The organism is Kocuria subflava (genome assembly GCF_012163155.1).
Taxonomy (GTDB): Bacteria; Actinomycetota; Actinomycetes; order Actinomycetales; family Micrococcaceae; genus Kocuria; species Kocuria subflava.
In genome coordinates this window covers 150,754-162,860 of record NZ_JAAVUN010000001.1, presented here as the reverse complement: position 1 = coordinate 162,860, position 12,107 = coordinate 150,754, and the positions used below count along the sequence as shown (strand labels likewise).

The 12,107-nt window shown below is 61.9% G+C and carries 13 protein-coding genes; 8 read left to right on the top strand and 5 right to left on the bottom strand.

Features of this window, described 5'->3' with window-relative positions; translation table 11 throughout:
* Window positions 1-432: 432 nt before the first annotated feature.
* Together GTW58_RS00735 and GTW58_RS15070 are read right to left on the bottom strand one after the other, a co-directional pair.
* Window positions 433-1,848, bottom strand: a complete 1,416-nt coding sequence (locus GTW58_RS00735) for a hypothetical protein (RefSeq protein ID WP_157980413.1) — start codon at window positions 1,846-1,848, stop codon at window positions 433-435.
* 3 nt (window positions 1,849-1,851) lie between these two features.
* Window positions 1,852-2,175, bottom strand: a complete 324-nt coding sequence (locus GTW58_RS15070; RefSeq protein ID WP_425338819.1) for a hypothetical protein — start codon at window positions 2,173-2,175, stop codon at window positions 1,852-1,854.
* Between the two features lie 138 nt (window positions 2,176-2,313).
* Between GTW58_RS15070 and GTW58_RS00730 the strand changes: the two genes are divergently transcribed.
* The 6 genes from GTW58_RS00730 (at window position 2,314) to GTW58_RS00705 (ending at window position 7,812) form a co-directional block, all read left to right on the top strand.
* Complete coding sequence (locus tag GTW58_RS00730) at window positions 2,314-3,303, top strand: pseudouridine synthase (RefSeq protein ID WP_232817912.1); 990 nt, start codon at window positions 2,314-2,316, stop codon at window positions 3,301-3,303.
* A 27-nt stretch (window positions 3,304-3,330) separates the two neighbouring features.
* Complete coding sequence (locus GTW58_RS00725; protein WP_119932134.1) at window positions 3,331-4,539, top strand: glycoside hydrolase family 76 protein; 1,209 nt, start codon at window positions 3,331-3,333, stop codon at window positions 4,537-4,539.
* Between the two features lie 128 nt (window positions 4,540-4,667).
* A complete protein-coding gene (locus tag GTW58_RS00720; protein WP_047691529.1) occupies window positions 4,668-5,210 on the top strand; it encodes an NUDIX hydrolase family protein in 543 nt (180 codons plus the stop codon).
* Complete coding sequence (gene tgt, locus GTW58_RS00715; protein ID WP_189587230.1) at window positions 5,207-6,481, top strand: tRNA guanosine(34) transglycosylase Tgt; 1,275 nt, start codon at window positions 5,207-5,209, stop codon at window positions 6,479-6,481. Before GTW58_RS00720 ends, tgt begins: the two co-directional genes overlap by 4 nt.
* A 24-nt stretch (window positions 6,482-6,505) precedes the next feature.
* Complete coding sequence (locus tag GTW58_RS00710; RefSeq protein ID WP_119932132.1) at window positions 6,506-7,006, top strand: SRPBCC family protein; 501 nt, start codon at window positions 6,506-6,508, stop codon at window positions 7,004-7,006.
* Complete coding sequence (locus tag GTW58_RS00705) at window positions 7,003-7,812, top strand: MBL fold metallo-hydrolase (protein ID WP_232817911.1); 810 nt, start codon at window positions 7,003-7,005, stop codon at window positions 7,810-7,812. The genes GTW58_RS00710 and GTW58_RS00705 overlap by 4 nt, the downstream gene beginning before the upstream one ends.
* A 10-nt stretch (window positions 7,813-7,822) precedes the next feature.
* On the opposite strand, the gene GTW58_RS00700 is transcribed toward GTW58_RS00705, so the two are convergent.
* From GTW58_RS00700 to GTW58_RS00690, 3 genes are all read right to left on the bottom strand, one after another.
* A complete protein-coding gene (locus GTW58_RS00700) occupies window positions 7,823-8,707 on the bottom strand; it encodes a hypothetical protein (RefSeq protein ID WP_157980412.1) in 885 nt (294 codons plus the stop codon).
* 193 nt (window positions 8,708-8,900) lie between these two features.
* Entirely contained in the window at window positions 8,901-9,521 is a 621-nt protein-coding gene (locus GTW58_RS00695; protein ID WP_119932130.1) for a DUF4126 domain-containing protein, read from the bottom strand.
* A 59-nt stretch (window positions 9,522-9,580) separates the two neighbouring features.
* The gene (locus GTW58_RS00690) at window positions 9,581-10,348 is read right to left on the bottom strand and encodes a queuosine precursor transporter (protein ID WP_119932129.1); all 768 of its coding nucleotides are present in this window, start codon (window positions 10,346-10,348) and stop codon (window positions 9,581-9,583) included.
* Between the two features lie 134 nt (window positions 10,349-10,482).
* Here GTW58_RS00690 and GTW58_RS00685 point away from each other — a divergent pair, with 134 nt between their 5' ends.
* Window positions 10,483-11,313, top strand: coding sequence for a hydroxymethylpyrimidine/phosphomethylpyrimidine kinase (locus GTW58_RS00685; RefSeq protein WP_052209687.1), 831 nt, complete (start codon window positions 10,483-10,485; stop codon window positions 11,311-11,313).
* 52 nt (window positions 11,314-11,365) lie between these two features.
* Window positions 11,366-12,034, top strand: a complete 669-nt coding sequence (locus GTW58_RS00680) for a TetR/AcrR family transcriptional regulator (protein ID WP_119932128.1) — start codon at window positions 11,366-11,368, stop codon at window positions 12,032-12,034.
* The last annotated feature ends 73 nt before the right edge of the window (window positions 12,035-12,107 follow it).

Below are 12,107 nucleotides of genomic sequence, written 5' to 3'. Positions count from 1 at the left end.
CGCCTCGGCACGTCTTACTGACCGCAAACTGATCAACGCGGAACGCTACTTGGCTTGAAGCGATCGCAACCGCTTGGGCTTGGTCCACTGGGGAGAAGGAAGGAAGCCCAGCCAAAAACTGACGGGCCAGACCACGAAGACCACGAATGCTCCACCCCATGGCAGGAAAGTGTCAGCCACGACTGGCACCCATGCCAACCATGGTTGGTCAAACGTCACACGATGGGGCGAATACGCAGAAACAGACATGGCCATCATAACCACCCCCCATGATGCTATGCCGATGAACACATGCGGAAGCCACCCCCACCCAAATTTGTCCCACCCTGTGATTTCAGATTTGAACCAGAGGTACACAAAAAGCCCCATGGTTGACACAAATACCCATGCACCCATTACCATTCCGGCTGCCATATTCCCCGCACCTATCACCTAGCGGCTATACTTCCAATTCGATTTCTTGCCGTTTTGCTGTATGTAACCATCACGCCCTCCTGGTACACGCGGATTTGAATCCACAGGCGCCAAAAATTCATTATACGTTTGAGTATACGGCGAAGACACCTCCCTGACACTTCTCCAGGTTTCCATAGCAAAATCCCCAAACAAATCAGGCGTGGAAGTTGAATCACCACCGCCAGGATTTCCGGCAATGACCGCCCTATCTTCGAACTGCCAAGACGCGACGCCACCCACGACGGCTCCGATCACCAAACCAGCACCGCCACCCGCAACGCCACCCACTGCCGTGCCAGTTATTGAACCAGTAGAAGCACCAACAACTGCACTACTCGCGGCATTCGCCACAGCATACGCCGCCGCATCGTGCTGCGCCTCAGATGACACCTCTCTAGCCGTCATACCTGCGCCACTCTGCGCCCAGTAATCTCGCCGCTCTTCGTACTTGGCCTCGTAGGACGACTGAAAGGATGCAACTACACCGATGCTCCCTAACAATTTGCTGCCGTAATGAATGAATTCACTTCCACTCATGTTTCGCCAGGTCACGCCATCATAAATCGCTGCGCTTTTACTTGCGTGACTACTGGCGTTCATTTTTTCGCGCCCTCGATCACCATCGCGGCTTTGGGGATCCGCCGACCCACTCTCCTGGGTGAGTCCGTCGACCGCACCCGTCAGCAGTTTGCCGCCAGGAACGCCCGGAAAGTAGTTGGGGGCTTCACTGGATGGCATGTCAGTTCTGCCTTGCGCCCCTCCCGAACCCTGTTTACTTGACGGGGGATTTAGGCCCAATACCCTTTCTGCCACAGGCGCCAATTTTTCATCGAGGCCAACTGCCGCGGCACCAGCCCCAATCGTCGCGCCAATTCCATAGGCCATCCACCCAGCGCCACTCGCGACCTCACCCAGGTTGTAGCCATCAGCCTTATTTAACTTTTCGACGACCGCATCGACGGCATCCTCGTACTCATTCTGGATACCCTTAACATTAAGACTGAGTAAAATGAAACGTGCGTGTGAAATTGGATCGAGTTCCAAAATCGATTTGTGGCCATGTTGGGCTTCGAAAAATTGAATGTCATTGTTGAGGTCGTCGAGCTTGCGCTTCAGGCGATCCAATTCACCCACGAAATCCTCAAAGACCCGATAAGCTTGACGGGCATAGAGATCTATGGATTCCGCCCGATCAGATGACGTATCGAGAGTGGTGAAGAGCAAATCCTCGCCTGGACCTTTGTATAAATTTGGCAAGAGTCGCCAGGCGTCATATCCTTCACTGACTCGACTTGCAAATGATTCCGCGTAACGCATGAAGTCAAATGAATTCCAGTTGAAATCATTTGGATTTTCCCATCGAGTGAGGCCACTCTTGTCAATGTAGGGCATACGTCACCACCCGTTTCCAGGCATGTCCGGGTAGTTGATCCCGCGCGAGCTGATAGTTGCTTGCTCCGCCATAATCTCGTCGCCATGGACCATGTGGCCGAGAGCCTCATTTCCATGGTAGGCAGCTGAATACATTCGCCCAACGATTCCCTGCATACTAGGAACTACCGTTTCATCGATCAACGTATCGAGAACTCCACGAAGCTTTGAGTGAACGGCCGCGTCCCTCATGCTCTCGAGACTTCGCTCGGCAGACTTTCCATCGCTTGCGGCCGAGTCAGCTTCGCGATTGACCGTGGTAAAGACTGCGCTACAGCCCCCCGGCACCACGTCATAATTACAGGTCACTGTTCAAAACCTCTACTTCATTCCATGGCCCACCCGGCCCCAGTCGGGCTGGACATCCTTTGACCTGCCCAAACGTACACCAGGACCCTCTCACCAGGCGTAACACAATCCACATACGTGCACCCACCTGATTGGTGGCAGGATCGTTACGTGTCCCGCCGTCGTCGTCCCACCTCCGCGCTGCCGCAGCGTGCGGGAGTGGATGCCGTGCGGGTCTTGCTGCCGGACACCACCGAGTCCGTGGCCGCGCACCTGCTGGCCAGGTTCCCGCGCTCCGCACAGGACTTGGCACGGCTGTTTGCCACGAACGCCATGGTGGATGACTCAGGAGTCCCCGTCCGCGCAGCAGACCCCTGTGCCGGTCGGGCCGTCTGGTATCACCGCCCAGCCCTTCCGGAACCTGGTGTGCCACGGGAGTTGCCCGTCATCTTTGAGGACGCCCATCTTCTGGTGGTGGACAAACCCCACGGGCTGCCCACCACGCCGCGGGGCTCCTACGTGCGCAACACCGCCCTGAGCCTGCTGCGGCACATCCGGCAGGAACCCGACCTGGCACCGGCCCACCGCTTGGACCGACTCACCGCGGGCGTCCTGCTGTTCACCCGGGACCCGGCCATCCGCGGTCGCATGCAGCGTCAGTTCCAGGACCGCCACACCCGCAAGAGCTACGAGGCCGTGGTCCATCTACCCCCGGGCCGCGGCCTCGCGGGCCTGCCCGCCATTCGGGAGAGCAGGATCGAAAAGCCCGCCGGTAGCCTGCAAGCGATCGAGGTGGACGGCCCGGCCAATGCGGTCACGCGGATGCAGCCGCTTCTCCCCCAGCCCTGGACGGATCACGACGGCGCCTGGGCCGCCCTGAGTCTTCACCCCACCACCGGGCAGACCCACCAACTGCGGGTGCATCTCAACGCAGCGGGTACCCCCATCCGCTGGGATCCCCTCTATCCGGAGATCATCGCCCCCGAGGGGCAGGACACTTCCCAGCCCCTGCAACTGCTGGCGCGCAGCCTGAGCATCCGCCACCCCGTCAGCGGGGATGAGATGACCTTCGTCAGCAACCGCACGCTGGCTACGCTTGATCCACACCCACTGCCGTCCAACGCTTGACCGGCGTTGATCCGCCCGAGGAGCCCCATGAGTCACGACCCCGCCCATTCCCTGATCACCGGCGCCAACGAAGACCGCCGCGAACGTGCAGGCCTGGCCGCACGGTCCGTGCAGTCCCTGTTTGGCGAACGTCTGTTCGGGATTCCGGGGACGTGGATCGGTGCGGTGGAGTTCCCGCACCCCACGCAGTTCTCCACCAAGTGGCACTACTGGTGGCAGGCACACCTGTTGGACGCCCTGGTGGATGCCGCCCAACGGGAGGCCACATCAGGCCAGGACGCTGGACCCACACGTGAACGTGCCCACCGTCTGCTGCGCTCCATCGCCCTGCGCAGCGGCGGCCAGGTGGTGTTCAACAACTACTACGACGACATGTCCTGGCTCATGCTGGCCCTGGGCCGTTTCCGCCACCTGGAGGAGGACGCCGGCGGCAAGACCCGCCACCTGACCAAGGCCGGATCCGACCTGCTCAAGGCCATCCGCGATGCCCACACGGGTGACTTGAACGGCGGCGTGTTCTGGACCCGCGAGCGCACCTACAAGAACACCGCCACCACGGGTCCCGCCGCGCTGATTGCGGTGCGCACCCACGCCGCCCAGGAGTGCGCCAGCCTGCTGAGCTGGCTGGAAAGCCACCTGTGGGATGCCTCCAAGGGTGTGTTCAAGGACGGCATCAACATCGTCACCCACGACGACGGCTCCACCGGGACCAAGCTGGAAGAAGCCGTCTACACCTACAACTCCGGTCCGGCCCTGGCGGCAGCCGTTGAGCTGGCACAGACCTCCACGGGGGCTGAGACCAAGCGGTGGGCCACATTTGCGGCACAGATCATTGCAGGCGCTGACAAAGAGTTCGGTCGGGACATGGGCAATCGCCGGGTGCTCAAGACCCATGGCTCCGGGGACGCCGGGCTGTTCACCGGCATCCTGGTGCGCTACCTGGCAGAAGCCGCTGAGTCCAAGGCCTTGGACCCGGAGGCTCGCGCCACGGCCCGCCGCCTGGTTCTGGACACCGCGGATGCCTTTTGGGCCGGACGCCGGGAGTTTGATCCGGACCTGGACTTCAACGATCCCCAGGCTCAACCGGATCCCGCCCGGGTGGTGGCCATCTTCTCCCCCAACCCGCTGGAACACGCGGACACCGCCCAGCCGGTGGGCCGCACCGTGGAACTGGGCACCCAGGTCCAAGCATGGACCGCCCTGGAAGCAGCAGCGCGCCTGGAGGCCACGGTGTGAAACGGCCAGCGCGGTTGTCCACGGGAAGATTCCTTGGGAAGCCGAGGTGGGCGGCGTCGTCGTGCGCTGATCGCTGAACGGCCCGGGAGTGCTGTTGACGCCCCGGATGGATGAGGTAGAAAACAACCATGAGTTCCGTACGCACCCCGGACCCCAACCCAGGCTGGCTCAACCAGGATGACCTCCGTGAGGCGCGGCGTCGTCTGCCCATGGTCTACGTCCAGGCCGTGCCCGTGCAGCTGGACCCGCTGGGGTGTGTGACGGACGTGGGGTTGTTGCTGCAGCCAAACGCCACCGGTGAGTTGGAGCGGGCGTTGGTCTCCGGGCGGGTGTTGTACCGGGAGACCATCCGGGCAGCGCTGCTGCGTCACCTGGAAAAGGACCTGGGGCCGTTGGCCATGCCGCAGCTTCCGCCTTCCACCGTGCCGTTCTCCGTCACGGAGTACTTTCCGCATCCTTCGGAGACTGGTTTCACGGATGAGCGGCAGCACGCCGTGGCCCTGAACTACGTGGTGGCCCTGCGCGGTGAGTGCTCCCCGCGCGCGGACGCCCTGCAGCTGTCCTGGCTGACCCCGGAGGAGGCGCTCAGCACGGATGTTCAGGCTGAGTTTGCAGGGGGTCGTGGCCGGTTGATCGAGCAGGCTCTGGCCCACGTGGGATGGGGCCGATGAGCTGGGAGATCGCACGCTCCACGTTCGGGTTCGCCATCCAGAACCGCCTGGAGGAGACCACACCGCGCCCGGACGGTCGTAACGGCCCCTGGTTGGGCCGCACCGGCACCATCGCCACGCCACACGGTGAGATCCGGACCCCGGCATTCATCCCCGTGGCCACGGCCGCCACGGTCAAGGCCGTGCTCCCGGAGTCCATGAAGGAGCTGGGCGCGCAAGCCCTGTTGGCCAATGCCTACCACCTGTACCTGCGTCCCGGTCATGACCTCCTGGATGAGGCCGGTGGCCTGGGGCAGTTCATGAATTGGGACGGCCCCACCTTCACGGATTCCGGGGGCTTTCAAGTCATGAGCCTGGGTTCCGGGTTCAAGAAGGTCATCAACATGTCCACCGCTGCGGCAGCGGGGACGGTGGGGGACGACGACGTCGCCGCCGGCAAAGAACGCCTGGCCGCCGTGGACAACGACGGCGTCACGTTCATCTCCCATCTCAACGGGGACAAGCACCGGTTCACCCCAGAGATCTCCATGAAGGTGCAGCACGGGATCGGTGCGGACGTCATGTTCGCTTTTGACGAGCTGACCACCTTGCGCAACTCGCGCGGCTACCAGGAAGAAGCCCTGGAACGCACGCGCCTGTGGGCCATGCGCTGCATCGCCGAGCACAAGGTGCTCACGGAAGCTCGCTCCCACCGCCCCTACCAAGCGTTGTTCGGCGTGATTCAGGGGGCCCAGTACCAAGACCTGCGGCGTAAGGCCTGCCAGGATCTGGGTGCCATGGACTTCGACGGCTTCGGCATCGGCGGGGCCCTGGAAAAGGAGAACCTGGGCACCATTGTGGGGTGGTGTGCGGAGGAACTGCCGGAGAACAAGCCCCGTCACCTGCTGGGGATCTCCGAGCCCAATGACATTTTTGTGGCCCTTGAAGCCGGTGCTGACACCTTTGACTGCGTCTCCCCCACCCGGGTTGCCCGCACCGGGGCCGTGTATCACCCTGAAGGTCGGTTCAACATCACGGGCGCCCGGTTCAAACGGGACTTCACCCCCGTGGACGCGGACTGCGACTGCTACACGTGCGCCCATTACACCCGCGCCTACATCCACCACTTGTTCAAGGCCAAGGAACGCCTGGCCGCCACGCTGGCCTCCATCCACAATGAACGCTTCACCGTTCGCCTGGTGGACCGCGCCCGGGAGGCCATGAACAACGGAACCTATGTGGACTACCGGGACCAGACCTTGGGCCGGTACTACGGCGGCAACCACCCCTGAGGCACCACCCCGTAAGCTCGATCCATGTCCGGACTTGATCCCGTACCTGCCAACCAGACCTGGACCCTGACCCGGGAGCTGCCGCACTCAGCACAGCAGGTCTTCGCTGCCCTAACGGATCCGGATGCCCTGCCGCGCTGGTACGGGCCGGAGGGTTGGACGGTGGATCCCGCCTCCGTTGACCTGGACCCCACCGAAGGTGGCACCCGCTCCTTCCACATGGTCCTGGACCAGGACCCCGCTCAGCGCGCGCCCATTCACGGACGGCATGGCGCTGTGGTTGCAGATCGCCTGCTGGAGATTCACGAGTTCATTCCGGATCACTTGGGCCAGCCCAGTCAGCACGTGGTGGTGCTGCGCTGCCAGTTGGACCCAGTGGCTTCCACCTCCGACGACGACGCCCCCCACACCACCCGTTTGACCCTCACCCAGGGGCCGTTACCCGCCGAGGTGCACGAACACGCTCGTCAGGCATGGGCCAGCACCTTGGACCGTCTGGCCGCACACCTGGCGGAGCAACCGTGAGCAGGCGTTTTGTCACGGACACCGTTTCCGTGATTCTGGCGGAGAACCCCAGTCCCATGACGCTGGAGGGCACCAACACGTGGATTCTGCAGGCCCCCGGTGACTCCGGGGCCGGTGGCGCCGTCGTGGTGGATCCGGGACCCGATCTGGCCGAGCACGTGGACCGTCTGGTGTCCGTGGGCGGCATTGAGCTGGTGCTGGTGACGCACCGGCACCGGGACCACACTGGCGCCATCGACTCCTTGCATCAGCGCACCGGCGCCCCTGTGCGGGCCGCCCTGGCCGAACACTGCCGGGATGCCGAGCCACTGACCGGCGGGGAGATCTTGCACGCCGGGGGTCTGCAGGTTCAGGTGATGCACACCCCGGGGCACACCTCGGACTCGTTGAGTTTTGTAGTTACACAAATTTCCGAGGACGGCACCCCGCTAACCCATGTGTTCACCGGTGACACTGTCCTTGGCCGCGGCACCACCATGATTGATCACCCGGACGGCACACTGGCCGACTACCTGGCCACGCTGGGCCGGTTGGAGGCACTGGCCTCCGGCCCCGCAGAGGTGTTGGGATTGCCGGGTCACGGCGAGGTCCTGCGAGATCTGGCAGGTAGCTGCGCTGCCCTGCAGGAACATCGCGTTGCGCGTCTTGAAGAAGTCCGGGCAGCAGCAGACCAGCTGGGACCGGATGCGGAACTGCTCACGGACCGCATCTACCCGGATGTCCCAGAGGGTGCGCGCCGCGCGGCAGTGCGCTCCATCGAGGCCCAGCTGGAGTATCTGGACACTGCACTTGAGAATCGAACTTAGATGACTAGAATTAGCCAGACTCGAAAGGATCTTCCGCCAGTGTCCCTGGTGGAAAATTAATCCTGTGGGGCGCGCTAACCGCATGGCCGAAGCTAAACACTTTCCAGCCACGACCAGCATAAAACACCAATGTCATATACTGAAGCTTTTCAACGCTCACGTAACCTTGCTTATCGGACTTCGCCGCCAAGTCATCTGGATGCCAGAGTTGCAAATATGCAATATTGTCAGCCCTATACGATATGTAAGTACCCACCACATACTCAGAGATATTTTCGCGAATCTCTAGAACATCTTCCCAACTAAAATTCGACCAGTTTTCTGCATCCTGGGAGACCAATTTAGGAATGATTCTTTGGAACTCATCTTCCGAGCCGGATCGAATTACATTTAAGAACGTAGACGCAACCATCCAGGGATTGAAAATACTATTAGAATCACCTAGCTGGGAATCTACTTGCTCATCAGGAATTTCCGTGGGCCTGGAAGCAGTTGACCTACCCAACCGAGAGTCCCCCTGTCGCTTCAGGGGTGAGTTGAACTCACGAACCCAGCGAGTATCACCACTATCTGTGAACGACAACCTTGTTACAGGTTCAGTGGGAAGGTAGTCGTGCTTAGATTCGTGGGCGAGTATCCCAAGCGACACGTCCCATGAACGGCGCGTCCTCGGCGCCAGGACGGAGATTGGATCCGGTGCCCCTAGTGGCCCAAGATTAATTTGCCCTTGGGCAACCCCGACTCTAATCACAACATCATAAACGGGCTGATCACCTTCGTTGCTCACAAACAGGGTGATCTTTCGGATAAATCGACCCTTCTCGACATTTCGCAAGTAGTCAACTTCCACCCACGCGGACACCAGATTCGCCGCACGCCTTTCTTCTTTCGTCATAGATGCTCGATGGCGCCGAATGTCTCGAACTGCGACCCATGCAGCAACTGAGGCTGCTGCCAGCGTCCCAAGTGCTGACATAGCCACCCACCCGGGCCATGAGAGAACGTCCGATAATACATCCACGATTCGATTCAGCAGAACTACATCCATGATGTGTAACACTAATAGCATTTCAGTGCATGCCACGTCTTCACACCGAATAAACCGGCGGGCCCGTGCGGCGTCGTCGTCGTAAGAGCCACCAGGCGCCGATGGCCAAGCCCACCAACCCCAGCAGCACCAGGACCGGCAGGAAAACAGCAACCACTGACAGGAGCACGGCCGCACCGTCCTCCGCCGTGGAGAGGACCGGAGCGGCGGTGCCGGCGGAGACCGTGTTGGCCACAGGCCGGGTCAGGGCTTTGACGCCGTGGACCAGCAGGGCAAGCAGAACACCGATCACAATCGGCACCCAGGTTCCGGAGCTCACGAACTGTTCCGGGTCCGTGACCGTTGCGGTCTGTCCACCCAGCGTGAGCCCGGCGATGTCCGAGGTCATGGAGGACCCGAACACAATGCCACCGGAGGTGGGGCGGACAACGGTCTGGATGACGTCGTTGACGGAATCGATGGCCGGGACCTTGTCCGCAACCACTTCCAGGGCCAACAGCACGGCAAAAATGATGAGCACCCACCCGTTGGAGAGCCACGCAAAATTGGGGCCAAGGTCAACAAACTGGGTGTAGCGGTCCAGAAGTCCCAGGACCAGAAGGGGGATCCAGGCGTTGAGGCCGGCAGAAGATGCAAGGCCAAGGCCGGTCAGGGCGTCCATGGTGCTGATACTAGCCGCACCCGGATCCCCCGCTGTCAGCAAGTGGTCGAATCCACTGATCAGGCAGTGACTTCAGGCCGCTCGCCGTCCCAGTAGGGCTCGGTTTTCTTCAACCGGGCCACGACGGCGTAGGTCACCGGGATCACCAGAACCTCCACCAAGCATTTCCACACGTAGCCAACAATCACGTAGTTCAGGAACTGGCCAAAGGTCTGAATGCCGATGATGGGTGCGGCCACGGCACAGAAGATCAGGGTGTCCACGAACTGGCCAACCAGGGTGGAGGAGATCAAGCGTGCCCACAGGTGCTTTTCACGGGTCTTCTCCTTGACCTTGACCAGGACCCAGGCGTTGAGCAGCTGGCCCACCAAGAAGCCCAGGAGGGAGCCGGCCACAATCAGCGGGACGGGGCCCAGCACCTGGACAAACGCCTCCTGGCCTTCGTAGAAGGAGGCGGAGGGCAAGGCAATGATGATCCAGAAACAGATGCTGGCAAACAGTGCTGCGGCAAAGGAGGTGATGATCGCGCGGCGTGCCGCGCGGAAGCCCCAGACCTCGGAAACAACATCGCCCAGGACGTAGGCGATGGGGAAAAGGAAAAAGCCGCCGTCGGTCACGATCGGACCGATCTCAATGCCCTTGGTGGCGCCGATGTTGGACAGAATCAGCACCACGGCATAGGCAGCCACAAACAGATCAAAGGCGGTTCGGGTGCGCGGGGCGAACCGGGCAGCTGCGGTGTTGCTGGAGGTGTGCGCGGGTGCCGCAACAGCGCCCGCGTGCCCAGAGGCAGGCTCGGACACGGATTCGGAAGGAACTTGGGACATCGTGGTTCCGCTTTCTTCAGTGAGGGGTCGGTGACGGTGCCTGCAAGAGCGCCGGGGACGGGTTCGTACAGCTGGTGACGAAACTGGTCGACTGGTCTTGGTCAGAAAAACACCCGCAGAGCACAATAAGGCCCATGACTACTTCTACGAACCCGCCGTTTGCTCTGACCGTTGCCGGAAACGAGGCGACCGGTGGAGCCGGCGCCCAGGCTGATCTCAAGACCTTCCAAGAACTGGGAGTGTTCGGGTCCCTGGCTCTGACCTGCATCGTGTCCTTTGACCCCAACAACGACTGGGGTCACCGCTTTGTCCCCGTTGACCCCCAGGTCATTGCTGACCAGCTGGAAGCCACCACGTCTGCCTACAACCTGGACGCCGTGAAGTTGGGCATGTTGGGCACCCCGGCCACCATCGACGTCGTGGCCAAGGCCATGGAGGAGCTCAAGCCCAAGCACCTGGTGCTGGACCCCGTGCTGATCTGCAAGGGTCAGGAACCCGGCGCGGCCCTGGACACGGATGAAGCCCTGAAGTCCAAGATCCTGCCGTTGGCCACGTTTGTGACCCCCAACCACTTCGAGTCCCTCTCCCTGTCCGGGATGGATTCGATCACCACTGTGGAGGACCTGGAGGAGGCCGCCAAGCGCATCCACGAACGCTCCGGTGCCGTGGTGCTGGCCAAGGGCGGCGTCCGCTTGGACGGCCCGGAGGCCGTGGACGTTTACCACGACGGCGAAACCACGGAAATCCTCTCCGCACCCAAGGTGGAAGATGTGGCCGTGGCCGGTGCCGGATGCACCATGGCTGCTGCCGTCACGGCAGAACTGGCCAAGGGCTTGAGCCCCCTTGAAGCTGCACGGGCGGCCAAGGAGTTCGTCTCCGCCGGGATCCGTCAGCGCATCACCTCCAACGCCCCGTTCGATGCTCTGTGGCAGGGCGGGCTGGCGGCTGAACGCGCTATCGGGTGACGTTCACCCCACTCCCAGGGTTTTTGGTGACAACTCCGTCTAAGATGTCGTCATGCCAAAAATCCAGGCGGCAAGCAATGCCGAACAGCGCGAGCACACCAAGCGATCGATCCTCGAAGCCTTTGGGCAGCTTCTGTACTCGCAGGGCCTGACCGGGCTGACCATGACCCACGTGGCCAAAACGGCCGGGGTGGGTCGCACCGCGGTCTACAACTACTTTGCGGACATGGGTGAGCTGCTGGTGGCTTACACCCTGGATGAAACCGAACGGTTCATGACCGACCTCCAAGGTGATCTGGAAGGCGTGGAGAACCCGGTGGACAAGCTGGGAATCTACGTCCGGGCGCAGATCGATGACCTCTCCCGGCGTCATCTACCCCCGGGGCCGGCCATGCGCACGGTCCTTTCCCCGGATGACTTCCAGAAGCTGGGCGAACACGTGGGTGCGCTGCGCGGCATGCTGACCGCCATCCTCCAGGAGGCCGTCGAGGACGGATGGTTGCCCAACGGTGACCTGCAGGAGATGGGTCGTCTGGTGCACAGCTCCCTCACCGCCACCGCAGACCGTGAGGCGCAGTCAGAGGAAGCTCGGGCAGCCCATGAGCGGCATGTCCAGGCCACCGTGCTGTTCGCGCTACGCGGCCTGGGCGCACAGTTCGACGCCCAGGGTTCGCCCGTTCGCCTGGAGGTTCCCCACCCCGCACTGAGCGTGGCGGTCTGAGGAATCGCGCTACCCTGGACGTGAAGTGCAACAAGGCCCGCACCGGAATCCGGTGCGGGCCTTGTTGCACATG

What these genes read in the sequence shown, in the direction of transcription:
- GTW58_RS00735 (WP_157980413.1), bottom strand. Translation starts at nt 1,848, where the DNA reads ATGCCCTACATTGACAAGAGTGGCCTCACTCGATGGGAAAATCCAAAT.
- GTW58_RS00725 (WP_119932134.1), top strand. Translation starts at nt 3,331, where the DNA reads ATGAGTCACGACCCCGCCCATTCCCTGATCACCGGCGCCAACGAAGAC.
- GTW58_RS00720 (WP_047691529.1), top strand. Translation starts at nt 4,668, where the DNA reads ATGAGTTCCGTACGCACCCCGGACCCCAACCCAGGCTGGCTCAACCAG.
- tgt (WP_189587230.1), top strand. Translation starts at nt 5,207, where the DNA reads ATGAGCTGGGAGATCGCACGCTCCACGTTCGGGTTCGCCATCCAGAAC.
- GTW58_RS00710 (WP_119932132.1), top strand. Translation starts at nt 6,506, where the DNA reads ATGTCCGGACTTGATCCCGTACCTGCCAACCAGACCTGGACCCTGACC.
- GTW58_RS00700 (WP_157980412.1), bottom strand. Translation starts at nt 8,707, where the DNA reads ATGACGAAAGAAGAAAGGCGTGCGGCGAATCTGGTGTCCGCGTGGGTG.
- GTW58_RS00695 (WP_119932130.1), bottom strand. Translation starts at nt 9,521, where the DNA reads ATGGACGCCCTGACCGGCCTTGGCCTTGCATCTTCTGCCGGCCTCAAC.
- GTW58_RS00690 (WP_119932129.1), bottom strand. Translation starts at nt 10,348, where the DNA reads ATGTCCCAAGTTCCTTCCGAATCCGTGTCCGAGCCTGCCTCTGGGCAC.
- GTW58_RS00685 (WP_052209687.1), top strand. Translation starts at nt 10,483, where the DNA reads ATGACTACTTCTACGAACCCGCCGTTTGCTCTGACCGTTGCCGGAAAC.
- GTW58_RS00680 (WP_119932128.1), top strand. Translation starts at nt 11,366, where the DNA reads ATGCCAAAAATCCAGGCGGCAAGCAATGCCGAACAGCGCGAGCACACC.